The sequence below is a fragment of the Elusimicrobiota bacterium genome, from assembly GCA_016721625.1.
Taxonomy (GTDB): domain Bacteria; phylum Elusimicrobiota; class Elusimicrobia; order FEN-1173; family FEN-1173; genus JADKHR01.
The window spans coordinates 2,736,847-2,758,065 of the sequence record JADKHR010000001.1 but is presented as its reverse complement, the minus strand read 5'-3'; the positions used below and the strand labels follow the sequence as shown (position 1 = coordinate 2,758,065).

Annotated in this window: 25 protein-coding genes and 3 tRNA genes; 6 read left to right on the top strand and 22 right to left on the bottom strand. The window is 61.4% G+C overall.

Annotation, left to right across the window (positions count from 1 at the left end):
* Window position 1: 1 nt before the first annotated feature.
* The 5 genes from IPP35_12125 to IPP35_12105 form a co-directional block, all read right to left on the bottom strand.
* Window positions 2-229, bottom strand: a complete 228-nt coding sequence (locus IPP35_12125) for a hypothetical protein (protein MBL0059816.1) — start codon at window positions 227-229, stop codon at window positions 2-4.
* Window positions 226-678, bottom strand: a complete 453-nt coding sequence (locus tag IPP35_12120) for a transcriptional repressor (protein MBL0059815.1) — start codon at window positions 676-678, stop codon at window positions 226-228. Before IPP35_12120 ends, IPP35_12125 begins: the two co-directional genes overlap by 4 nt.
* A 97-nt stretch (window positions 679-775) precedes the next feature.
* A tRNA-Arg gene (locus tag IPP35_12115) sits at window positions 776-849 on the bottom strand.
* Window positions 850-1,121: 272 nt separating this feature from the next.
* A complete protein-coding gene (locus IPP35_12110) occupies window positions 1,122-1,310 on the bottom strand; it encodes a hypothetical protein (GenBank protein ID MBL0059814.1) in 189 nt (62 codons plus the stop codon).
* A 27-nt stretch (window positions 1,311-1,337) separates the two neighbouring features.
* Window positions 1,338-1,820: a hypothetical protein gene (locus IPP35_12105; protein MBL0059813.1), complete on the bottom strand. Its 483-nt coding sequence runs from the start codon at window positions 1,818-1,820 to the stop codon at window positions 1,338-1,340.
* A gap of 160 nt (window positions 1,821-1,980) precedes the next feature.
* Between IPP35_12105 and IPP35_12100 the strand changes: the two genes are divergently transcribed.
* The gene (locus IPP35_12100; GenBank protein MBL0059812.1) at window positions 1,981-3,426 is read left to right on the top strand and encodes an SDR family oxidoreductase; all 1,446 of its coding nucleotides are present in this window, start codon (window positions 1,981-1,983) and stop codon (window positions 3,424-3,426) included.
* 74 nt (window positions 3,427-3,500) lie between these two features.
* Here IPP35_12100 and IPP35_12095 read toward each other — a convergent pair.
* The 5 genes from IPP35_12095 to sufD form a co-directional block, all read right to left on the bottom strand.
* A tRNA-Gly gene (locus tag IPP35_12095) sits at window positions 3,501-3,576 on the bottom strand.
* 63 nt (window positions 3,577-3,639) lie between these two features.
* Complete coding sequence (locus IPP35_12090) at window positions 3,640-4,026, bottom strand: DUF59 domain-containing protein (protein MBL0059811.1); 387 nt, start codon at window positions 4,024-4,026, stop codon at window positions 3,640-3,642.
* A 17-nt stretch (window positions 4,027-4,043) separates the two neighbouring features.
* Entirely contained in the window at window positions 4,044-4,490 is a 447-nt protein-coding gene (locus IPP35_12085; protein MBL0059810.1) for an SUF system NifU family Fe-S cluster assembly protein, read from the bottom strand.
* Window positions 4,487-5,755, bottom strand: a complete 1,269-nt coding sequence (locus tag IPP35_12080; protein MBL0059809.1) for a cysteine desulfurase — start codon at window positions 5,753-5,755, stop codon at window positions 4,487-4,489. The genes IPP35_12085 and IPP35_12080 overlap by 4 nt, the downstream gene beginning before the upstream one ends.
* Window position 5,756: 1 nt before the next feature.
* The gene (sufD, locus tag IPP35_12075) at window positions 5,757-6,635 is read right to left on the bottom strand and encodes a Fe-S cluster assembly protein SufD (protein ID MBL0059808.1); all 879 of its coding nucleotides are present in this window, start codon (window positions 6,633-6,635) and stop codon (window positions 5,757-5,759) included.
* A gap of 98 nt (window positions 6,636-6,733) precedes the next feature.
* Between sufD and IPP35_12070 the strand changes: the two genes are divergently transcribed.
* Window positions 6,734-6,901: a hypothetical protein gene (locus IPP35_12070; GenBank protein MBL0059807.1), complete on the top strand. Its 168-nt coding sequence runs from the start codon at window positions 6,734-6,736 to the stop codon at window positions 6,899-6,901.
* A gap of 192 nt (window positions 6,902-7,093) precedes the next feature.
* Here the strand turns inward: IPP35_12070 and sufB are convergent, their stop codons facing one another.
* Genes sufB through IPP35_12055 form a run of 3 tightly spaced genes read right to left on the bottom strand, consistent with a single transcriptional unit; the run spans window position 7,094 to window position 9,805 of the window.
* The gene (sufB, locus tag IPP35_12065; GenBank protein ID MBL0059806.1) at window positions 7,094-8,509 is read right to left on the bottom strand and encodes a Fe-S cluster assembly protein SufB; all 1,416 of its coding nucleotides are present in this window, start codon (window positions 8,507-8,509) and stop codon (window positions 7,094-7,096) included.
* A 46-nt stretch (window positions 8,510-8,555) separates the two neighbouring features.
* Window positions 8,556-9,320: a Fe-S cluster assembly ATPase SufC gene (gene sufC / locus IPP35_12060; GenBank protein MBL0059805.1), complete on the bottom strand. Its 765-nt coding sequence runs from the start codon at window positions 9,318-9,320 to the stop codon at window positions 8,556-8,558.
* A gap of 2 nt (window positions 9,321-9,322) precedes the next feature.
* Entirely contained in the window at window positions 9,323-9,805 is a 483-nt protein-coding gene (locus tag IPP35_12055; protein MBL0059804.1) for an Rrf2 family transcriptional regulator, read from the bottom strand.
* Window positions 9,806-10,121: 316 nt separating this feature from the next.
* Between IPP35_12055 and IPP35_12050 the strand changes: the two genes are divergently transcribed.
* The 3 genes from IPP35_12050 to IPP35_12040 all read left to right on the top strand — a co-directional run bounded on the left by IPP35_12050 (window position 10,122) and on the right by IPP35_12040 (window position 11,792).
* On the top strand, window positions 10,122-11,309 hold the full coding sequence (locus IPP35_12050) for a phosphoglycerate kinase (protein MBL0059803.1): 1,188 nt from the start codon (window positions 10,122-10,124) through the stop codon (window positions 11,307-11,309).
* A gap of 10 nt (window positions 11,310-11,319) precedes the next feature.
* Window positions 11,320-11,685 carry a preprotein translocase subunit SecG gene (secG, locus tag IPP35_12045; GenBank protein ID MBL0059802.1) on the top strand — a complete coding sequence of 122 codons (366 nt, stop codon included), beginning with the start codon at window positions 11,320-11,322 and terminating at the stop codon, window positions 11,683-11,685.
* Between the two features lie 25 nt (window positions 11,686-11,710).
* Window positions 11,711-11,792 (top strand) — tRNA-Leu (locus IPP35_12040).
* A gap of 333 nt (window positions 11,793-12,125) precedes the next feature.
* On the opposite strand, the gene tsaB is transcribed toward IPP35_12040, so the two are convergent.
* The 9 genes from tsaB to IPP35_11995 form a co-directional block, all read right to left on the bottom strand.
* Window positions 12,126-12,923, bottom strand: coding sequence for a tRNA (adenosine(37)-N6)-threonylcarbamoyltransferase complex dimerization subunit type 1 TsaB (tsaB, locus tag IPP35_12035; GenBank protein MBL0059801.1), 798 nt, complete (start codon window positions 12,921-12,923; stop codon window positions 12,126-12,128).
* Window positions 12,920-13,351, bottom strand: coding sequence for a tRNA (adenosine(37)-N6)-threonylcarbamoyltransferase complex ATPase subunit type 1 TsaE (tsaE, locus tag IPP35_12030; GenBank protein ID MBL0059800.1), 432 nt, complete (start codon window positions 13,349-13,351; stop codon window positions 12,920-12,922). Before tsaE ends, tsaB begins: the two co-directional genes overlap by 4 nt.
* 46 nt (window positions 13,352-13,397) lie before the next feature.
* Window positions 13,398-14,429: a thiamine-phosphate kinase gene (gene thiL / locus IPP35_12025; GenBank protein MBL0059799.1), complete on the bottom strand. Its 1,032-nt coding sequence runs from the start codon at window positions 14,427-14,429 to the stop codon at window positions 13,398-13,400.
* 13 nt (window positions 14,430-14,442) lie between these two features.
* Window positions 14,443-15,624 carry an amidohydrolase gene (locus tag IPP35_12020; GenBank protein MBL0059798.1) on the bottom strand — a complete coding sequence of 394 codons (1,182 nt, stop codon included), beginning with the start codon at window positions 15,622-15,624 and terminating at the stop codon, window positions 14,443-14,445.
* Window positions 15,625-15,866: 242 nt separating this feature from the next.
* Entirely contained in the window at window positions 15,867-16,751 is an 885-nt protein-coding gene (locus tag IPP35_12015; protein MBL0059797.1) for an NAD(P)H-hydrate dehydratase, read from the bottom strand.
* A 3-nt stretch (window positions 16,752-16,754) separates the two neighbouring features.
* Entirely contained in the window at window positions 16,755-17,126 is a 372-nt protein-coding gene (gene acpS / locus IPP35_12010; protein ID MBL0059796.1) for a holo-ACP synthase, read from the bottom strand.
* A 13-nt stretch (window positions 17,127-17,139) separates the two neighbouring features.
* Window positions 17,140-17,826 (bottom strand): hypothetical protein, encoded by a 687-nt coding sequence (locus tag IPP35_12005; protein ID MBL0059795.1) that lies wholly within the window; start codon window positions 17,824-17,826, stop codon window positions 17,140-17,142.
* Window positions 17,827-17,889: 63 nt separating this feature from the next.
* Window positions 17,890-19,164 (bottom strand): ComEC/Rec2 family competence protein, encoded by a 1,275-nt coding sequence (locus tag IPP35_12000; protein MBL0059794.1) that lies wholly within the window; start codon window positions 19,162-19,164, stop codon window positions 17,890-17,892.
* Window positions 19,165-19,178: 14 nt separating this feature from the next.
* Complete coding sequence (locus IPP35_11995; GenBank protein ID MBL0059793.1) at window positions 19,179-19,721, bottom strand: methyl-accepting chemotaxis protein; 543 nt, start codon at window positions 19,719-19,721, stop codon at window positions 19,179-19,181.
* 155 nt (window positions 19,722-19,876) lie between these two features.
* Between IPP35_11995 and IPP35_11990 the strand changes: the two genes are divergently transcribed.
* Window positions 19,877-21,217, top strand: a complete 1,341-nt coding sequence (locus IPP35_11990) for an amino acid permease (protein ID MBL0059792.1) — start codon at window positions 19,877-19,879, stop codon at window positions 21,215-21,217.
* Window positions 21,218-21,219 lie beyond the last annotated feature (2 nt).

The following is a 21,219-nucleotide window of genomic DNA, read 5'->3' as shown; positions in this document are numbered from 1 at the left end:
ATCACCATCGTAGACCCCATCGTAAAGACCTTCCAGTCCGAAAGAGCATGTCCAAGGCTTCCAACTGCGCCGCCAATTCGCTTCCCTGGGGCCCCCGGTTTAATAGAACCCCCACGCGATGCTGCTTGTCGGCCAATTCGGACATGACGCCCTCCACAGAAACCGGACGATTCGCCAAAACAGGGGATGCCAGCGCCACGATCCAGAGGGCCCTCCGCCAAATCTTCATTTTCCCTTTCCATCGATTTTTTTCGAACATCCCGCGCATCGCCCGAACATTTCGTGCCGATGCCAAAGCAGTTCAAACCCCCGCGACTCCGCCGCCTGGATCTGAAGACGCTCAATGGCCGGGCTGGAAAACTCCAAGGCCTCCCCGCAATCCACGCAAATCATGTGATCGTGATGACGCCGGCCATGGGAATATTCGTAATGCGGAAGCCCGTCCGCAAAGGTCACGCGGGTCACCAATCCGATTTCCTCCAACAGTTTAACGGTTCGAAACACCGTCGCCCGCCCGATCCCCGTTTGAGCCTTCTTTAACCCTTCGTAAATCTCCTCCAACGTCAGGTGCCGTTTGGCGCCCTCCAAAAACGAAGAATCCCCTCCCCGCTGGGAGGTATCCCGAAGGCCGCGTCTTAATCTCTTGACGAAGAAGGAGGAGAGGATCCATATTGAGATTGATTTTCATTATCAGTTTAACACAGAAACCGCTTCGCGTCAACCCCTAAAAAAAATCCCGACGGATCCGCAAAGATCCGTCGGGATTCATCAAATCCGACCCCAGTAGGACTTGAACCTACAACCTTCTGCTCCGTAGGCAGACGCTCTATCCAGTTGAGCTATGGGGTCCTGCGTGCCATTCGGCACGCGTCAAGGACGGGCCGAAGGCCCTGGTTACTGTTCGACTGTTTCCTCTTTCGCGTACTCCCCGGCAACAATCAATACAAGGCCCTACGTTCCCGCCGAAGGCCCTGGTTACTGTTCGACTGTTTCCTCTTTCGCGTACTCCCCGGCAACAACCAATACAAGGCCCTACGTTCCCGCCGAAGGCCCGGGGGCGGATTTTATCATTTTTCGCCCACCCCTCGCTAACCCCGAAAGGAGTGGGGGAATTTAAATTTCTATTTCTTCACGTCCGTCTTGTCGACGCCGTCCACCACGGACTTGTCCAGAAGCATGATTTCAATGCGCCGGTTCTTCTGCCTCCCCTCCGGCGTATCGTTCGGAGCCACGGGCTGGAATGCTCCTCGGCCGGAGGCAATCAAGCGATCCGGGGGCAACTGAGCCTGATCTTGAAGAAAGCGAACCACCGTGGTCGCCCGTAGAACGGACAGTTCCTAGTTGCTGGCGAAGGGGGACCCCGCGGCCACCGGCACGTTATCGGTGTGCCCCACGACCCGGATGGTCTTGTCCGGAAACTGAGCCAGTGCCACCCCGACTTTCTTAAGAACGGCCTCCCCGTCTTTTTTAAGTTTGGCGCTCCCTGAGGCGAAAAAGATCTTTTCAGCCACATCCACCGTGAGCATGTCCTTGTATTTCGTCACCTGCAACTGTCCCTGCGCCACTTCGGAGGAAAGTTGGCCCACGAGATCATTGTAGCGGGCTTCCCGATCGGCGGTCTGGGCTTTGAGCGCCTCCTGGTCGGCGTTCAGTTTTTGAACGTCCTCCTTCAACCTCGCGTTTTCCGCGGCCAAACCGTCCGCCTGCGCTTGGAGCGCCGTCTTGGCGGAATCCAATTTCTTGTAGCGGGAGGTGGTGACGCAACCGCCCAGAACCACCGATAGAATAACAGCGGCAGAGAGAGTGAACGATCGATTCATAAAAGGCTCCTTTCGATGCAACGATGGCCCACGGTCCGCGACAGGGGGCCCAGGACCAACCTACGGAAAAACGACTTTCTTGAACCCAACGATTCTACAAAAATGAGAGGCGTTTTGATTTTGTAAACTGAAGGCCGTTCCAGGAGGAGTCCCAACGTCCATGAGTCCATCCCAAACCATTTTATTGACCGGTGCCACCGGCTACGTGGGAGGTCGCCTGCTCCTGGACCTTGAAAACGCGGGGCACCGGGTCAAGTGCCTCGCTCGAAGGGTGAACCTGCTTCAAGGCCGGGTGGGCCCGGGGACGGAAATCATCGCCAGCGACCTTTCGGATTATACGGTCTTGGTCCAGGCCATGCGGGGCGTGGACGCGGCCTATTATCTCGTTCACGCCATGAGCTCGCCGGTGGATTTCGAAAGCGAGGATCGACGCCTGGCGGGGGTGTTCGCCCGGGCCGCCCAAGCGGCGGGAGTTCGGCGGATCATCTACCTGGGAGGCCTCTGTCCTCACGGGGAATCCGTCCTGTCCCAACATCTTCGAAGCCGCCAGGAGGTGGGGCGCATCCTGCGCGAATCCGGGGTTCCCACCATCGAGTTTCAAGCTTCCATCATCCTGGGGTCCGGAAGCCTTTCTTTTGAGATCATTCGAAGTTTAGTGGAAAGGCTTCCCCTCATGGTGACCCCTCGCTGGGTCCGGATCAACGCCCAACCGATCTTCATCGACGATGTTCTGGCGTACCTGCTTCAAAGCCTGGAAATCCCTATCACGGAAAGCCGAATCTACGAGATCGGGGGGGCGGACGTGATGTCCTACGGAAACCTGATGCACGAGTACGCCCGCCAACGGGGACTTCGACGGTGGATGATTCCGGTGCCCGTTTTGACCCCGCGCCTTTCCGGCATCTGGTTGAACCTGGTCGCTCCCGTGTATGCCCGCATCGGCCGAAAGCTCGTGGAGAGCATCCGTTACGCCACCGTGGTGCAGGAGGACAGCGCCCGCCGGGATTTTCCCATTCGGCCCATCGGCGTGGCCGAAGCCCTCTCGCGGGTTCTCCTGGGCGAAGAACGGCACTTCAACATGACCCGCTGGGCGGACGCCGTGTCGTCCCAAGCCAACGAACGCGCCTGGCGGGACGCCCCCTGGGGGAGCCGAATCGTGGACCATCGGGTGGCGAAAACCTCCGCCACCCCCGACCAGGCCTTCGTCCCGATCCGGCGGATCGGTGGGCGAAACGGCTGGTATTTTCTAAACCCGCTCTGGCAATTACGGGGGTGGATGGACGCCCTCGTGGGGGGTGTGGGCCCCCGGCGAGGCCGGCGGGATCCCGAAGACCTTCGCGTGGGGGACGCCTTGGACTATTGGCGCGTGGAAGCCGTCGAACCCGGCCGACGGCTTCGTCTACGAGCGGAAATGAAACTCCCCGGTCGCGCCTGGCTGGAATTCCAAGTCAAACCCATCCCCGGAGGTTCGGAAATCCACCAAACCGCGATCTTCGATCCCCTGGGCCTTTGGGGGCTGGCCTATTGGTACGCGCTCTTCCCCGCCCACGCCTGGATCTTCGGCGGCATGTTGCGAACCATCGCCCGCCGCGCCGAAGGAAAATAACCCGCCGCTCGGTTTTTCTTGATGCCATAAAACAAAAGACCCCGCCGAAAAGGCCGGGGTCTTTTATTTAAAGATGGAGCGGGCGATCGGGTTCGAACCGACGACCTTCTCGTTGGCAACGAGACGTTCTACCAACTGAACTACGCCCGCTTTGATTCCTTCTAGTTGCGGCGTCCTGCACCAACAAGAGCAACCGCAGGCCGCCATTATACCTTACTTTGTTGATTTGGAAGAAGAGGGGGCCGGTTCGGGTTGGTCCTCGTCGTCCTCGTCATTCAGTTCAAAAAGACCCATTTGGAGTTTGGCTTCGTCGGAAGCCATGGTGCGGGGATCCCACGGCGGGATCCACACGAGGTCCACTTTAACGTCTGAAACCCCGGGAACAGCGGCCAGGTCCGCGTGGACTTTGCTGAGGAGGGCGGGACCGTAGGGGCAAGCCGGTGTGGTGAGGGTCATGCGGACTGTCACGTTGTCTTTCCCCTTTCCGTCCGGCGCGACCTCGACTCCGTAGATCAACCCCAGATCCGCGATGCTCAAATGGATCTCCGGATCAAAAATTGTTTTCAAGACCCCGCGCACTTGTTCCACCGTTACCGACATAGGACCTCCGGCGGCGATTAAGCCGCGCCCTTTTTACCTTCGTATTCCTTCAGCCCTTCCAAGAGCGTGTTCCAGGCCAGCAAAGCGCATTTGATACGCACGGGATATTTGCGAACCCCTTCCAGGGCGGCCAACTCCTCCAAATCCTCCGGAAGTTGATCCGCCGGAGCATTGTCCAGCATCATCTTTTTGAAGGCGGACGTCAGGCTGGCGGACTCGCTCAAGCTTTTACCTTTCAAAGCCTCCGTCATCATGGAGGCGGACGATTGGGAAATCGAACAGCCGTTGCCCTCCATTTTAATGTCATCGATCCGCCCGTTCCGCACAAGGAAAGTCAGCTCGATGGCGTCTCCGCAGAGCGGGTTGACCCCGTGAACGCAGATATCCGGGGTGGCGAGTTTCCCCATGTTCCGGGGATGGCGGTAGTGGTCGAGAATGATTTCACGGTATAAATCGTCCGTCATCGGGTTCCCACTTTAAAAAGGCGTTCCACCTCTTCCAAAGCCTTCACGAGAGAATCCACTTCCTCCCGCGTGTTGTAGAGGTAGAAACTGGCGCGGGCCGTTCCGGAGATCCCGAATTTCCGCATCAAAACCTGACAACAATGGTGCCCGGCACGGATCGCCACACCCTCCCGGTCCAAAATGGTCCCCACGTCGTGGGCGTGAATCCCTGGAAGTTCAAAGCTCACCACGCCGCCCCGTTGGGCCGGGTCCGCTGGACCATAGAGAAAGATGTCCGGAAACCGTTCCTTGAGGCGTTGGAGGGCGTAACGGGTGAGATCGATCTCATGGGCGCGGACCTGGGCCATGCCGATGCGTTCCAGGTAATCGATGGCCGCGCCGAAGGCGATAGCGCCCGTGATGTTGGGCGTGCCGGCCTCAAATTTGTAGGGCAGGTCGTTCCAGGTGGCGTGGTCGGTCCACACCTCCTTGATCATGTCCCCCCCGCCCATAAAAGGGTCCATGGATTCCAAAAGCTCCCGCCGTCCCCAGAGAACGCCCAACCCCGTGGGGCCCAGCATCTTGTGGGCCGAAAAAGCGAAGAAGTCGCACCCCAATTTTTTCACGTCCACGGGCAAGTGCGGCGCCGATTGGGCCCCGTCCACCAAAACCAGAGCCCCCTGGGCCCGCGCGCGCCGGACCAGTTCTTCCACGGGGTTCAAGGTCCCGAGGGCGTTGGACATGTGGGTGACGGCCAGAATCTTGGTGCGAGACGTCAAAAGTTTGGGGAGGAGGTCCAGATCCAAAAAACCGTCCCGACCCGTCACAGGGATGAACCGCAGAACCGCGCCGGTCTCCCGGGCCACCATCTGCCAGGGGATGAGGTTGGAATGGTGTTCCATCTCCGTCAACAAAATTTCGTCCCCGGCCTTCAGCGTTCGCCGCCCCCAGGCCCAGGCCACAAGGTTGATGGACTCCGTGGCGTTCCGGGTGAAAATCACCGTGGCCGGATCCTCGGCCCCGATGAAACGGGCCACCCGGGCCCGGGACTCTTCCATGAGCGACGTGGCCTCCTGGGAGAGGGTGTGAACGCCCCGATGCACGTTGGCGTTGGTGCGTTCGTAATAGGCCGTCATGGACATAATGACCGACATGGGTTTTTGAGTCGTGGCGGCGTTGTCTAGGTAAACCAAGGGTTTCCCATGCACCCGGCGGGAAAGAATGGGGAAATCCCGGCGGATGGCGGCGGGATCGAAAGGCGATGGTACGCGGCCGTTGGCGTTCATTTTATTTCTCCCGAGCCAGTTTTTCGTCGATGGCGGACCTCAACCGTTCGTGCAAGGCCGGCACCGGCACCCGCTGAAGAACGTCCTCGAAGAAACCTTCCACCATGGCCTGCTCCGCCTCGCGGCGGCCCAGGCCCCGGCTCATCAGATAAAATCGTTGGTCATCGTCCAAACCGCCGACGGCCGCCCCGTGTCCGCATTTCACATCGTCGGTTAAAATTTCAAGCATCGGAATCGCGTTGGCCCGGGCGTTTCTGGAAAGCAGGATGTTCTTGGACGCTTGGTAGGCCTCGCTCTTGACGGCCGTTTTTTCAATCCGAATCAAACCCGTGAAGATCGAACGGGCTTCGTCCATCAGAGCCGATTTAAACAAAAGATCGCTGGACGTGCGCGGCGCTTGATGCTCCTGGCGCGTGTGGTGGGTGAAACGCTGTTTCCCGTCGCCAAACACCAGGCCGTACAAATTCGCCGCCGCTCCCGCCCCCTGAAGGATCGACCCAAAATCGGCTCGCGAGAGGCCCCCGCCCAGAGCCGGCGCCAGCGTGGTTAAACGCGCGTCACGGGCCAACTGGGCGCTTTGACAAAGAAAATGGTTGACGCTTCGGCCTTGGCGCTGAAGGTTCACGTAGGTGACCTGGGAGTTTTCCCCCAAGACCAATTCCACCCCGCCCACCGCCAGGGCGGCGCCTTCCCCCTCCGGGCCCTCCGCCGCGTAATCCTCCATAAACGTGAGGCGGGCGCCGGGTTCGGCCACCACCAGCGTCCGGGTCACCACGGCCTGGCCATCCGCCAAACGCGGCGCGTATCCGCCCCGCAGAACAACCCCCGCGTCCACATCTTTGGGAACATAGACGAAAAGGCCCCGGCTCCAAAACGCCATGGAGAGCGCGGGGAAACTTGCCGCTCTCCGGGGAAAGAACGCGGCCCAAATGGGGCCACACCAGGTCCGGAAATCGGCGAAGGGCTTCGGTCAAATCCATGAAGACGACGCCCTTCTCTTCCATGGCGGGCGGCACCCGCCGAAACACTCCCGACGGGCCCCACAGGGTCAGCGCCTCCTCCGGGGAAACAAACCCCTCGAAGGCCGAAGGCAAATTGAGCGAAGGGCCCTCGGTGGCCGCCATCGGCGTGAAGCGGTCCGGGTGAAGCCTCGAAAGATCCGTGCGCCGCCAAGCTTCATCTTCCTTGGTCGGCCATGGAAACTGGTCAAAGAACTCCCAGGCGCGATGGCGAACCGGCGCGAGGTCGGAGGGCTCCCGCCTCCCTGCCGCGAGACCCGCCAACACCTCCCGCGAAAACCCCGAGGCGGCCGGAAGCGTTTCCGTCATGGTCTTTCCCTCAGCCAACGGATCCCTCCATTTCCATCTCCAACAGCCGGTTGAGCTCCACCGCGTATTCCATGGGAAGTTCCTTGGTGAACGGTTCGAAAAATCCGTTCACGATCATGAGCGTTGCCTCGTGTTCGCTCAAGCCCCGGCTCTGAAGATAAAAAAGCTGTTCCTCGCCGATTTTGGAAACGGTGGCCTCGTGGCCCATGGACACGTCTTCCTCATCAATTTCAATGGTGGGATAGGTGTCGGAGCGGGACGTGTCATCCAGAATAAGCGCGTCGCACCGAACATTGGACTTGCACCCCGTGGCCCCGCGATGGACCTTCACCAACCCCCGGTAACTGGACCGCCCGCCGTCCTTGGAAATGGATTTGGACGTCACCACGCTCGTGGTGTTGGGCGCCACATGGACGATTTTGGAGCCCGCGTCCTGGTGTTGGTCTTTTCCGGAAAACGCCACCGACAACACTTCCCCCCGGGCCCCTTCCCCCACCAGGTAAATGGCGGGGTATTTCATGGTCAGGAGGCTCCCCAAATTTCCGTCGATCCATTCCACGGTGGCGTTCCGATGGGCCATGGCGCGTTTCGTCACGAGATTATAGACGTTCTTCGACCAGTTTTGGATCGTGGTGTAGCGAATCTTGGCGCCCGGGAGGGCGATCAGTTCCACCACCGCGGAGTGAAGCGAGTTGGAGGAATAGGTCGGGGCGGTGCACCCCTCGATGTAGTGGACGAAAGACCCTTCATCGGCAACGATCAGCGTGCGCTCGAATTGCCCCATGTTTTCCGAATTGATCCGGAAATAAGCCTGGAGAGGAATCGGCACGTTGACGCCCTTGGGCACATAAATAAACGAACCGCCGGACCAAACCGCGGAATTGAGGGCGGAGAATTTGTTGTCGGCGGTGGGGATGACCGTGGCGAAATATTTCTTCACGATCTCGGGGAATTGTTTAAGACCATCGTCCATCCCGAGGAAAAGGACGCCCAACTTTTCCAGGTCCGCGCGAAGCGAATGGTAAACCACCTCGGACTCATACTGCGCGGTGACCCCGGCTAAAAACTTCCGCTCCGCCTCCGGAATGCCCAATCGGTCGAACGTATTTTTGATTCCCTCCGGAACTTCTTCCCAGGTGCGGCTTTGTTTGTCCGTGGGTTTCATGTAGTAGTGAATGTTGTCGAAATCGATCTTGGAAAGGAGGTCCGAGTTGGCCCAGGTCGGCATGGGTTTTTTCAGGAAGGTGGCGAGGGCGTCCAGCCGAAAATCCCGCATCCACTGCGGCTCCTTTTTCATGGAGGAAATGCTCTCCACGATTTCACGCGTGAGCCCCCGGCCCGATTGGAAAGTGTAGTTTTCCATGGAGTCGTGAAAACCATACTGGTATTCTTGACCGAGCGACTTGAGGTCGGGTTTTGTCGTCATGGGATTCCTCTTGGTTTACCGCTGACAGCCGCCGGATGACCCGGCGTTACGCGTGGGACGCGGCCAAGGAGCCGCCGGCGACTCCCTCGTAGCCCTTGCTTTCCAGTTCCAACGCCAGTTCCGGCCCGCCGGACCGAACGATCCGCCCTCCGGCCAGGACATGGACGAAATGGGGCTTGACGTAGCCGAGCAGGCGCTGGTAGTGGGTGATCAACAGCATTCCACGGGTAGGCGCCGACAAGCGGTTGATTCCTTCGGAAACAATCTTCAGAGCGTCGATGTCCAAGCCCGAATCTGTTTCGTCCAGTATGGCCATCAACGGCTGAAGAAGGGCCATTTGGAGAATCTCCAGCCGCTTTTTCTCTCCGCCCGAAAACCCTTCGTTCAAATAACGATTCGCGAAGGCGGTGTCCATCTGGAGAGCCTTCATGTTTTCTTTTAATTCTTTTTTGAATTCTTTGAGAGGCACGTCCTTCCCCCGCCGGTTTTTCATGGCCGTGCGAAGGAAGTTCACCACGCTCACGCCCGGAACCGCCACGGGATATTGGAACCCCAGGAAGAGGCCTTTGATGGCGCGTTCGTTGGTCTTGAGCGGCAGGAGGCTCTCCCCGTTCAGCAAAATATCGCCTGATTCAATGGCGTATCGAGGATGCCCCAAAACGGCGTAGGAAAGCGTGCTTTTGCCGGACCCGTTGGGGCCCATGATGGCGTGAACTTCTCCGGCGCGAACCAAAAGGCTCAAACCGTGGAGGATTTTTTTCCCTTCCACGGAAACGTGCAAATCTTTTATTTCAAAGAGGGGAGCGGTCATGGTTAAGCCTTCGCCCCAAGCAAATGGGGCTCTTTGGCGCCGATTTTGTTAATATCGCCCGTCACCTGGGCCTCTTCCTGAAGGAGCTGGGCCAGCGTGATCTTTTCCAAAAACCCGTAGATGTAGCGGGTCAAGAGCCCCCAGACGGGGCGAATCGAACAGCCCCCCGCGTGCACGCAAGCATTCGAGTTTCCCGTGAACCGTCGGCAAAGATCTTTCCCCAAATCCACCTGGCCCAGGGCCGAGAGAACGCCCGCCACGGAAACGTCTTTCGGGCTCATCGCCAAAAGGTAACCCCCGTTCACCCCCCGAAGACTCTTGACGAGCCCCGCCCGCCGTAAATTCACAAGAATTTTCTCAACATAGACGGGCGTCAGCCGTTCCCGTCGGGCCACTTCCCGCACGGGCAGAGGGGACGGTTCTTTGTGGGCGGCAAGCTGAAGCATGCAACGAAGCCCATACTCCTGCATGGCGGTGACGCGCATAAACCAGCTCCTGAAAAACGGATATCTTACTCTCTAGTAGGTATATTACATAATATATGACATTTCCGTCAAGATTCAAAATTTAGCACCTCAATGGACTTTGTTCCGGCGTGCCCCTTGAACCGCCCGCTGAAACCGACAGGCCATGCCTTTTGTAGCTGCCCCATTTATGGGGCGACCTTTTCGTCAAGATGATTTCTTCCAACAGGACTTTGCGTCAGCGTTCCCTGGGGCCTTCGCGCCCGCCTTTACAATTACCGTTGGGAAATAGTACCATGTCGAACTCTCGCTGTGGTTCTCGATGAGGAGCCCCTTTATGAAACCTCTTAAGTCGGTCAAGGATTTAAACGTCAAAGGCAAGCGCGTCTTGGTGCGCGTCGATTACAACGTCCCCATGGAAAAGGGCGTCGTCACGGACGACACCCGCGTGCGAGGCTCACTCCCTACGGTCAACCACCTGATCCAAAACGGCGCGCGGGTGATCCTGATGGCCCACCTGGGCCGCCCCAAAGGCGCTCCGAACCCGAAATACAGCCTGGCCCCCGTGGCCCAGCACCTGTCCCAGCTTTTGAAGAAACCCGTGGCCTTCACCCCGGACTGCGTGGGCCCCGCGGCGGAGGCTGCGGTCAAAAACCTGAAAGACGGCGACGTCCTCCTTTTGGAAAACCTGCGCTTTCACGCGGAAGAGGAAAAAAACGACCCGGCCTTTGCCAAATCTTTAGCCGGATTGGGCGAGCTGTTCGTTCAAGACGCCTTTGGCGCCGTTCATCGGGCCCACGCCAGCACCGCCGGCGTGCCCAAACTTTTGCCCAGCGCGGCGGGGTTTTTGTTACTGAAAGAATTGGAGTACCTGGGCCGAGTGAAGGATCACCCTGTTAAACCCTTTGTCGCCGTGGTCGGCGGGGCCAAGGTGTCCGACAAAATCGAGGTTTTGGACAAACTCATCGACCGGGTGGACACCCTGGTGATCGGTGGAGCCATGGCCTACACCTTCCTGCTCGCAAAAAACATTTTGGTGGGCAATTCGCTGGTGGAGAAGGACAAATTGGACCTGGCCAAAACTCTCATGGAAAAAGCGGCCAAGCTGAACGTCAACATCATCCTTCCTCGGGACCACACCGTGGTGGACGCCATCGACAAACCGGAAACGGCCCGGGAAACCGCCGACCAAGCCATCCCCGCCGGCGCCATCGGCGTGGACATCGGGACAAAAACCATCCAGAGCTTGACCCTGCCGTTGTCCTCGGCCAAAACCATTTTCTGGAACGGCCCCATGGGCATCTTTGAAGTGGATCGTTACGCCCGGGGCACCCGGGAAGTGGCGAAACTAGCCGCCGACGCGGCAACGAAGGGCGCCACCGTGGTGGTGGGCGGGGGCGACAGCGTGGCCGCCGTCCAATCCACGGGCCTGGCCGACAAAATTTCACACATTTCGACGGGCGGCGGCGCGTCCCTGGAATTCCTTGAAGGCAAGGAACTCCCCGGCGTGACCGCGCTCAACTAGAGGAGACTTCATGTTATACAGCGTTTTGCTTTCCGTCCACGTGGTGGCCTGCCTGTTGGTGATCCTGGCGGTCCTGTTGCAGTCCGGGAAAGGCGCGGGGTTTTCGGGAATTTTCGGGGGAGGCGGGAGCGACGCCGTTTTCTCGGCGCCCTCCGGTTCTCAGTTCATCCGCAAAGTCACCACCGGCTTCGCCGTGGCCTTTTTCATCTCGTCTCTTCTCCTCACTTACCTGGGCTCCAAACGGGGCGTGCGGAGCGTCACCCGGGAATTCTCCATTCCGGCGCCCATCTCTTCGCCCGCCGCGGCCCCCGTGGCCCCGGTCAAGCCCGAGACGGCACCCGCCGTTGAAAAGGCGGCGGTCCCCGCAAAGAAATAGATTCTTTTTTTTTCGTGTCCAGCGTGCGCGGGTGGCGAAATTGGCAGACGCGTACGCTTGAGGTGCGTAAGCCGAGAGGCGTGGGGGTTCAAGTCCCCCCCCGCGCACGCTGGACATGAGAGAGAATAACCAACAGGGGACTTGAACGCCTGACCGCGCCGACCTGATGGGAGGAAAAGGGCCCGCCGCGCGGGCCCGTCAGCGGTCAGGCCGGCCTGGAAGACAAGCCCCCCGCGCACGCTGGACATGAGAGAGAATAACCAACAGGGGACTTGAACGCCTGACCGCGCCGACCTGATGGGAGGAAAAGGGCCCGCCGTGCGGGCCCGTCAGCGGTCAGGTCGGCCTGTGGAAGGAAGGGGACTTCCTAAACTTTTAAACTATTTTGTTTTCTAGGAGTTAGGTAGCGGTTTGTCTTGTGGACCGGCCCCGGGATCGTTTTACGGGCGGGCGGCTTTGGCGGCGGCTTCTTCGGCGTAGGAGGGGCGGAGGTAGAGGGGGCGGACCTGGGCGAAGGATTTGACTTCGCGGCGGAAGAACTTCTCGGACCCCAGGGCGGCCACCCAGAAGGGTTTGGGTTCCATCACGTCCGGGCGGAAACGAGCGCGGCGGCCAAAGGCTTTGGACAGCTCCTTCTTATACCGGCTGGCCGCGGACCCGAGGAACAGGAGACTTTGAGTCTGAAAACAGTTTTGGAAGAAATGAAGGAAACGGTCGAACGGGAACAACGTGGGGGCGTGGACCAATTTGAAGTGATGGCTGAAGGTGTGGTAGGACCGGCCGGAAGGGATCCCCCGGCGGCTTTTTTCCGTCAACTTATGAAACCGCCAGACCGCCATGTAGACGTCGCCCCGGAGCGCGTCCAGAAGAACGCACAGCATGTCCTCCTTGAAATTCCAAACGAAGGATTTCCCCGTTTGCCAGCCGGACCCTTCCGCCGCTAAAACCTCCAGGCTCGTCATTTCCACCAGGGGCTTCTCGAGCGTTTGAGCCAGTGTCCGCGCGGCGGAGACGCCCAGCCGGATCCCCGTGAACCGGCCGGGGCCCACGTCCACCGCCAGGGCGTCCAGATCCTGGGGACCGAAGGACACCTTCTTGAATATGTCGTCCAAAGCCGGCATCAGCCGTTGGCTGTGAGAGACGCCGTCCGAAAAAGACTTCTCCGAGCGGATGCGGAAATCTTCCCAGAGACATCCCCCCAAGTGAACGCCGGTGGTTTCTATGCCGAGGATTTTCATTTTGCGCCTTTCAGCCGCCGCACGAGTTCTTCCGAGCGAGCGCCGTAGATGTAGAGTTCGATAAGCCGTGCGTCCTGACCTTCGTGGGTCAGTCGGATCGGAAGGCATTGGGAAGGCCATAGGTATTGGCACTTCTCCGCCCATTCCACGACGGTAACGCCCGTATCCTGGTGAAGCTCCTCCCACTCGAGAGCGGGGATTTCCATCGGGGCGAGCCGATAGAGGTCCACGTGTCGAAGGGCGATCCCTCCCCGTTTGGGGCGGTGGACCTGGACAATGGAAAAGGTGGGACTCCGCGGCACACCCTCCAAATGCAGAGCCTCGGCCAAACCTTTAACAAAAGCCGTCTTGCCGCTCCCCAATTCCCCCATGAGCGCCACCCAATCGCCGGGCTTCAAATGGCCGCCCAACTCACGGGCGAAGGCCATGGTTTCGGCCTCGCTCCCTGTCTCCCGGGAAAGCGCCGGGGTTTTCTTAACCGTTAAAATGCTCGAAGCCAGAGGGAACCTCCCGTTTGCGTCCGTCGTGCAACGCGGTGAATCCCCGGCGAGAGGGAAGGATTCTTCCCACTTCGCGGGCAAAACCAAAACTCTCAATTCGGCGCACGGCCTCGGGCCGCGCGGTAAAAACCAACTCGTAGTCCTCTCCGCCCACCAGCGCAAAATCTTCGGCCCGACCCTTCGCCCAGGTCCGAAGCGAGGGGGAGACCGGCAACCGGTCCGCCCACACCTCGGCGCCCACGCGCGAAGATTCCCCGAGGACCTTCACGCTCCGCCAAAAACCGTCGGAGGAATCCATTCCCGCCGTCACGCCCCCGGTCCCCGCCAGCCGCCGGGCCCATGCCAGCCGCGGTTCCGGGCGCAGGAGGCGCTGGACGAGAAAAGAGTCCCGGCGCCGCCCCCCCTTTTCCAGAAGGATCAACCCCGCGGCCGCGTCCCCCAGGGTTCCCGTCACCATCAGAGCGTCCCCGACGCGAGCGCCGGACCGTTTAAAAACCAGTCCCCGCACCCGGCCGAAGGCGGCCAGAGAGAAGACCAGCCGATCCGAACGAACCGTGTCCCCGCCCACCAGCTCGAACCCGTGCTCCCGAGCCAACCGCGCAAAGCCCCGGTAAAACCCCTCGATAAACCGGACCGGCGTCTTCGGCGGCATCCCCGCCGAGAGAACGCCCACGGCAGGCGCCACGTCCCCCATGGCGGCCAGATCCGACAAATTGACGGCCAGGGTCTTGTGCCCTAAATTTTCGCCCGTGGTCCATTCCTTCCGAAAATGAACCCCCTCCACCAGCATGTCCGTCGTCAAGGCCCACGTTTCCCGGCCCACCCGGACAAGGGCCGCGTCGTCCCCCGGTCCCAACGCCACCCGACCCGAAAGTCCCTTGGACAGCTTCGGCAGAAGCCGCGCCAAAAACCCCCACTCGCCCAAAGACCCCACCGTGCCGACGGCTTTTCGGCTCACGCGCCCCATGAAAGCGAAAGGTGGATCCCCGGCCGCCGCTCCCGCCATACCGTTCCCCCCGTCACGCTTTTTCGTTCAAGGCCCGGCGCGCCACCGCCATTAAAAACTTAACGCCCGACAACATAGAGGGTTCGTGCAAAACGAAGGACGGATGGTGCCAGGGGCGGCGGGTCAACGGGCCGGCGCCCGTGCCGAGGTAAGCGAAACACCCGGGCGCCCGATAAAGATACTCCGAAAAGTCTTCCCCGCCCATGGAGGGCCCGTCCAAATCCACCACGCGCCGTTCTCCCACCGCGTCCACGGCGGCGCGGCGAGCCAGCGCGGTCATGCGCGGATCGTTGACCACCGGGCGGCCCAACATCTCGTAGGTTAGGTCCACGCGGGCCCCGTGGGCGCGCGCCACGCCGTCGGCCACCTCATGGATGAGGCGCGGCAGGCGGGCGTGCAGGTCGTCCGACAGGGTCCGCACCGTTCCCGTGAGCGTCACCGTTGAAGCCAAAATATTGAACCGTTCTCCGCCATGGATCGTTCCCACGGTCAGAACCGCGGGCTCCACGGGATCCACCCGGCGGGACACGATCAATTGAAGCGAAGAGATGATCTGCGCCGCGATAGCGATGGCGTCCCGCCCTTCGTGGGGGTAGGCGCCGTGGCCCCCCTGCCCCGTCACCGTCAACGTGAACCGATCCACCGCCGCCATGAGAGGCCCGGGGCGAAGTCCGATGGTGCCGGCGGGAAGCCGCGGGTTCACATGAAGACCGAACACCGAGTCCACCGAGGGAGACTTGAAGGCCCCCTGCCGAAGGAGTTGCCGCGCTCCGCCCGACCCCTCTTCGTCCGGTTGAAACAAAAATTTGACGGTGCCCCGCTCGCCCAGCCCCTCGGCCTTCAGCCGAAGGGCGGCCGCCGCCATCATGGCCGTGTGGGCATCGTGCCCGCAAGCGTGCATGACGCCGGGGCGGCGGGAGCGAAAGGGAAGGGCTGGGATTTCGGTCAGTGGCAAAGCGTCCAGGTCCGCCCGCAAAGCCACGCAGGGGCCGGACCCATTTTCGAGGCGGGCCACCAGCCCCGTCGGTCGGTGCGCTTTAAAGGGGATCCCTCCGCGCCTCAGCGCGCGGGCCACATGAGCCGTCGTCTCAAATTCACGACCGCCCAGTTCCGGACACTGGTGAATTCTACGTCGGAGAGAAACGGCGATGGCCAGCGTCTCTCGGTCGTTCACGATCGGGGGCGGAGAAGGCAAGGTCGGCGCATGAAGGATGTGTTATTCTACAAAATTAAGAGAAACCGCGCGGGTCCATGGGCCTCCCCTCCAGAGAGACCAAGTCGTCGGAGGGAATCCCATTCACAAGCCAACTCGAGTTCCTTCCGCTTGGTTCCCCCTCCTTCTCTAGGAGGGGGCTGGGGGAGGTCTGTTTCGGCCCCCCCGCTCCTGGGAAAAATCCAATTCGAAACGATGACCGGAGGGGAATATCCTCCCTCTTTTCAGACGGAGAAGGTCCGGCGGAAGGCCAGGGGGAGGTGGGCGGCCACATCGCCCGCAATGAGCGAAACCCGGCCTGTTTTCGCGCCGGCCAGGTCGCCGGCCAAACCGTGGAGATGGGCGCCCAAAACGGCGGCGCGCCAAAGGCGTTCGGGAACGTCTTTGGCCGACACCTGGCCCAGGAGCGCGGCCGTGAGACCGCCCAGAACGTCGCCCGTGCCACCGGTGGCCATTCCCGGGTTGCCCGTGGAATTCTTAAATTCCCGATCGCCGTCGGTGACGAGAGTCCCGCGGCCTTTCAAGACCACCACGGCTTTGAATCGACGGGCCGCCGAGAGGGCCGAACCGCGCCGGTCTTTTTGAACCTCGGAGGCCGAGGTCCCGAGCAATCGCGCCATTTCCCCGGCGTGGGGCGTGAGGATCCAGGGAGCCGCGATCCATCGGAACCCGCCGCGCGCCAGCGCGTTCAACCCGTCGGCGTCCAACACCGTCGGGACGGAGAGGGTGGCGAGAAAGCCGCGCACAAAGGCGGTGACCCCCGCCCCGCCCCCCAAACCCGGGCCCAAAACCACGGCCGACACCCGCCGGGCCTCGATCCATCGCCGAACCATCGGGAGGGCCCGAACCGACAGGACTCCATTTTTTTCCGGAAGCGGAAGCGTCATGGCCTCCCAAGGACCCCCGGCCGCAATGGGCTCCAAAGATTCCGGCACCGCCATGGTGACCAGGCCCGCTCCGCCCCGGAGGGCGCCCCAGGCGGCCAGGCGAGGCGCGCCCATCAGGCCCCTGGAACCGCCGAGCACGAGCACGTGACCGAAATTATTTTTGTGGGCGTCGGGCCGCCGGGGCGGGAGCCAGGAACGAAACGTCGTCACCGAAGGAGCCATCGCTCAGGACCCTTTAGAGGAACGCCGAACGGGCTGAAAGAGCGCCACCGCCACGGCGTATTCGGCGGTGTGCGAGAGGGTGAGGCTCACCCGCTTTTCAAAAGATTTCAGGTGCTGGGCCAACTCAACGCGGGGTTTACCCGTGGGGTCGTTTTTGACCGAGATTTCTTTGTGCGCCACGCCCGGGCGGCCCAGCGCCTTATACACCGCCTCTTTCGCGGCAAAACGGACAGCGAAATGCTGGGCCGCATTCTTCTTTCCCCGGCAATAGGCCACCTCCCGGGGGGAAAAAACGCGATCGACAAAGCGGGGGTTCTTCACCAGCCGCGCCACGCGTTTGACCTCCACAATATCCACCCCGATAGAAAAACCCATGATGGGAGACATCCTACCAATTTTGCGGAGGTGGTCTAAACCCGGCGGTGGATTCTTCGGCCCGCCAATGAAGGTCGGTGCCCCGGGGGTGATAAAGCGCGACCCCGGCCCGACGCACGGACCGCGGCACGCGGGAACTCGGCGTCACGATCCAGCGCGGGCGCAAAACCGCCAGCATCCGGTCGGTCGGGGGACCGCCCTTCCCTCCGAACCAAGACACAAGGTCCGCTCCGCGCGGAGGGCCGAGGAGCCAGGCCTTTTGCTGACGCGCGGTCAGACCGAAATTCAGGAACGCGCTCGTCCCCCCATGCTCCAACCAAAAGGCGAACCCGTCTTTTCCGCCGGGGCGCACCACTTCCCAACGGGTGCCGCCCTCCGTCCACACCCGACCGTCCACCCACCTCGGGTCCAGGTCGAACCCGTGGGATGTCCATGGAACCCGACGGACGGAGCCTGGATCCCCCATCGAGCGGAAAACCGTTGAGGTTTCCATCACGGTGGACCGACCGGACGTTTGAATTCGAACCCCGGGGGCCTTCCCTCCCCGCCACGACAGTTCCAGAGCCTCCGGGCCGACGGGCGTCGCCAGCCCGGAAACAACGATCAGGCTCCCCAGGGAAAGGATGGGGAGGACCGCCCACCGGCGCCGCTTAAATTTGAGGGCGATGAACCCTGCCGTTATCCCCACCGCCAGGGCCATAGCCTGGGGGCCGTTCAGGGTGTGATGCCATTCCGCCCCTGGCCACCGAGCGCATAGCCGCGCTTACGCCGTCAGCGATTCCGCACCCCACCGGGTGGGGACGGCCCAGAGACCGGCGGCGGCGGGCCAGAACCCGTCCAAAAACGCCAACCCGACCCCGAGCGAAAGACACACGCCGGCCAGGGGGACGGCCAGCATGTTGGCGGCGAGACCGACCCAAGAAAAACGGCCGAAGTAATAGAGGAGAAGGGGCGCCAACGCTATTTGAGCGGCCAGGCTGGTCACGAAGAGGTCCAAAAGCCATCGGCCCACCCGCGCCACCCCGTGACGCGGGCCTGGACGGGTCTCCAGAGTGTCCGGCTCCGACCCGCGCCACACCATGGCGATGGCGAGAGTGGCGGCATAGGACATTTGAAATCCCGCGTTAAAGAGGGAAGAGGGGTCCCACAGCAAAAGAATTCCCGCCGAAAGGAACAACGGTTGTTCCAAACGGTCCCAGCGCCCCAGGAGCGCGCCCACGGAAATGGCCGACGCCATAACCGCCGCCCGAAGAACGGGGGCGTCCCCCCCCGCCATGAACGCGTAGAGGAAAGCGGCCAAGGGCGCGGTGACGAGGGTCCATCGGCGCGGCCACCACAGGACCCAGCGCGAGAAAATCCACCACACCCCCAACGCAAACCCCACGTTGGACCCGGAAGCCACGAGGAGGTGATAGGTCCCGCTCCGGCGAAAATCTTCCGCGAATTCCGAAAGGCCGGGAGGGCGCTCGCCAAGAACGACCCCGCACAGGAGGTCCCCCAAGACCCCGGGCAAATGGCGTTGGAAGGATTCGTGGAACCTGGTCCGGAGCGCGGCGGCCCAGCGGATCGGGTTCCATGGCGAAGCCCGCCCGAGGAGGGCGCTTCTCCCCTCCGGAACGAAAATCCGCGCCAAGGCCCGGCCGGGCCCGCGCGGGCCCCCCTCCGTCGACACGAGGGGCCCCCAAACGGAAACGGAATCGCCCCAGGCGAAGGCCTCCGTCGGTTTTTTCCGAAACACCGAGACCTCCCCTCTCCCGCGAAACGCCGGCGCCCCGGCCAAGCGGACCCAACGGACCCGCAGTGGAAAAAAGTCGCCTCCCGGCCGCCCCGAAGGATAACCGGCCACGCGCCCCACCAAAACCGCCGGTCGGCCTGAGGCGGCCAAAAGGGGGCCCGGCGGGGCCTTCGGAGGGGACCAGAAAGACAAGGCCGCGAAAGCCCCTCCCGCCAAAAGCACGAGAGGGATCAGTGGACGGCGGAGGAGGTGGGAAAAAAAATCGGCCGCGCCCGGTTCACGGAGCGCGGCCGACGAGTTCAAAACGTCAGAGGAGATTAAATTTTAAAGCCCTTGTGGAGATGATCCACATCGGCTTTTACCTGTTCCAAACGGCGATGAAATTCAGGGCCCGCGTGACGGTCGTTGAGAAGTTCCCCGATGGTTTTCGAGACGCGCATGGCCACGTGGGAATCTTGAGAGACCAGCCGTTGGATCGATTCGACCATCAGGTTGAACTCGTCCTGAAACTCTTCCATCTCGTCGCCCACCCGAAGCCGCACCCGGTGGGTGAGGTCCCCGGAGCCCACCGTGCGGGCCGACCGCTCGAACCGATAAATGGGCCCGGCCACCTTGTGGGAGGCGAAAACCGCGAAGATGGTGACGCCCACCATGTAGAGGGCGAGTTTCACCAAGAAAACGTAACTGTCGGTGCGGAAGAGCTCGTACAAACTTGGGTCCATGAAATTCTGAACCTCGCGGCCGAAGTGGTAATAGAAGTCGATGCCGATGGCCGTGATGGCGATCGCCACGAAAGAAGAGACCAGCAAGACGAACTTCATCTGCATGCCGCGTTTGATGATGATGATTTTCCGCTTCACGCGCGGCGGTTGAAAGGGATCAGGGTTCGTTGGACCAGCTGAGTGGGGGTGGGGGTTTGCCATGGTCTGGTAAACTTAACAGACAAACAATTCTTTGTCAACCCTCCCGTCATCGGCGGTTCCATTGGGAAATCGGAAATGGTACGCTCCCCGGCATGAACCCGAAAGAGTCGGCCCCCCGGTTAAACCTCCTCGACGCGTCGGCCCTCGTGGTCGGCTGTATCATCGGAGCGGGAATTTTTCGTTTGTCCGACTCGGTGGCGCGTTGTTCCTCCTCGGTGGGCCTTTTCGCGGCGGCCTGGGTGATCGGCGGGCTCCTGTCCCTCTGCGGGGCGCTGGTTTGGGCGGAATTGGCCACGCGGTTCCCAAAAAACGGCGGAGAATATGTTTTTTTGACGGAGGCCTACGGCCCGGCCTGGGGGTTCGTTTACGGTTGGACGCGCCTGTTCGTCAGCCGCACGGGGACCTTGGCCATATTGGCTTACGTCTTCGCCGAACACGCGGTCCAGGTGGGCCGGCTGGAGCCGTCCGCGGTGAAGCCCCTGGCCACGGCGGCCGTCCTCCTTTTGACCGGATTGAACATCCTGGGACTTCGGTTCGGGAAAGGAATTCAAAACGTTTTTACCGCGTTGAAACTTTTGGCGCTGTTCGGCATCATCGCGGTGGGCCTGGCCGCCGGAAAAGGAGACACGGCCCATTTCGCCCCCCTCTGGGGTTCGGGCCGAAACTGGATTTCCCAACTGGGACTGGCGCTCATCCCGGTCCTCTGGACCTACGGCGGCTGGTACGAGGCGGCCTACGTGGCCGGGGAAGTGCGGGACCCGCAACGAAATCTTCCTCGGGCCATCGTCGGGGGGCTCCTCTCGGTGACGGTCGTCTACCTGCTGGTCAACGTGGTCTACCTTTATTATCTTCCGCTCCCCGTCCTTCGGGAAACGAACCTCGTGGCGGCCGGGGCCATGGACCGCCTCTTCCCGGGGACCGTGGGACGGGTGGTGGCCGCCATGGTGATGATCTCCACCTTCGGGGCGTTGAACGGCTACATTCTCTCGGGGGGGCGGATCTTGGAGGCTTTGGGCGAGGACCACGGACTTTTTCGGATTTTCGGCCGACGGTCGGCTATCACCCAAACCCCGATCCTGGCCATGCTCGGGAACGCCGGGATCACGTTGGTCCTGGTTTGGACCGGGACCTTGGACACCATCGTCACCTACACGGAAGTCGTGATCTATTTATTCTTCGCGGTAACGGGGATCTCGCTGTTCCTCTTTCGGCGGAAAGGGGGCGTCCCGGCGGGGATCTATCCAGTGTGGGCTTACCCCTGGACCCCGCTCCTCTTCATCGCGCTCAACGTGGCCATCGCGGTGAACGGCATTTGGGAGCAACCCCGGGAGTCCCTCTTGGGAATCGCCGTGGCCGCCGTCGGGTTCCCACTTTACCTTCTTTCCCGCCGACTCGACAGCCGACGCCGGCCCGCCCAAACCCAGGCGGTGTAAAA

Bases quoted from the DNA above. Each gene is read 5' to 3' on its own strand.
- IPP35_12090 (MBL0059811.1), bottom strand. From the start codon at position 4,026: ATGTCGGTAACGGTGGAACAAGTGCGCGGGGTCTTGAAAACAATTTTT.
- tsaE (MBL0059800.1), bottom strand. From the start codon at position 13,351: ATGGCCTTCGCCCGTGAGTTGGGCGGCCATTTGAAGCCCGGCGATTGG.
- IPP35_12125 (MBL0059816.1), bottom strand. From the start codon at position 229: ATGAAGATTTGGCGGAGGGCCCTCTGGATCGTGGCGCTGGCATCCCCT.
- IPP35_12100 (MBL0059812.1), top strand. From the start codon at position 1,981: ATGAGTCCATCCCAAACCATTTTATTGACCGGTGCCACCGGCTACGTG.
- IPP35_12105 (MBL0059813.1), bottom strand. From the start codon at position 1,820: ATGAATCGATCGTTCACTCTCTCTGCCGCTGTTATTCTATCGGTGGTT.
- IPP35_12085 (MBL0059810.1), bottom strand. From the start codon at position 4,490: ATGACGGACGATTTATACCGTGAAATCATTCTCGACCACTACCGCCAT.
- sufD (MBL0059808.1), bottom strand. From the start codon at position 6,635: ATGGCGTTTTGGAGCCGGGGCCTTTTCGTCTATGTTCCCAAAGATGTG.
- IPP35_12070 (MBL0059807.1), top strand. From the start codon at position 6,734: ATGAAGACGACGCCCTTCTCTTCCATGGCGGGCGGCACCCGCCGAAAC.
- IPP35_12005 (MBL0059795.1), bottom strand. From the start codon at position 17,826: ATGGCCCTGGCGGTGGGGATAACGGCAGGGTTCATCGCCCTCAAATTT.
- IPP35_12050 (MBL0059803.1), top strand. From the start codon at position 10,122: ATGAAACCTCTTAAGTCGGTCAAGGATTTAAACGTCAAAGGCAAGCGC.
- thiL (MBL0059799.1), bottom strand. From the start codon at position 14,429: ATGGCGGGAGCGGCGGCCGGGGATCCACCTTTCGCTTTCATGGGGCGC.
- IPP35_12055 (MBL0059804.1), bottom strand. From the start codon at position 9,805: ATGCGCGTCACCGCCATGCAGGAGTATGGGCTTCGTTGCATGCTTCAG.
- sufB (MBL0059806.1), bottom strand. From the start codon at position 8,509: ATGACGACAAAACCCGACCTCAAGTCGCTCGGTCAAGAATACCAGTAT.
- tsaB (MBL0059801.1), bottom strand. From the start codon at position 12,923: ATGAAAATCCTCGGCATAGAAACCACCGGCGTTCACTTGGGGGGATGT.
- secG (MBL0059802.1), top strand. From the start codon at position 11,320: ATGTTATACAGCGTTTTGCTTTCCGTCCACGTGGTGGCCTGCCTGTTG.
- IPP35_11990 (MBL0059792.1), top strand. From the start codon at position 19,877: ATGAACCCGAAAGAGTCGGCCCCCCGGTTAAACCTCCTCGACGCGTCG.
- IPP35_12080 (MBL0059809.1), bottom strand. From the start codon at position 5,755: ATGAACGCCAACGGCCGCGTACCATCGCCTTTCGATCCCGCCGCCATC.
- IPP35_12015 (MBL0059797.1), bottom strand. From the start codon at position 16,751: ATGGCTCCTTCGGTGACGACGTTTCGTTCCTGGCTCCCGCCCCGGCGG.
- sufC (MBL0059805.1), bottom strand. From the start codon at position 9,320: ATGACCGCTCCCCTCTTTGAAATAAAAGATTTGCACGTTTCCGTGGAA.
- acpS (MBL0059796.1), bottom strand. From the start codon at position 17,126: ATGGGTTTTTCTATCGGGGTGGATATTGTGGAGGTCAAACGCGTGGCG.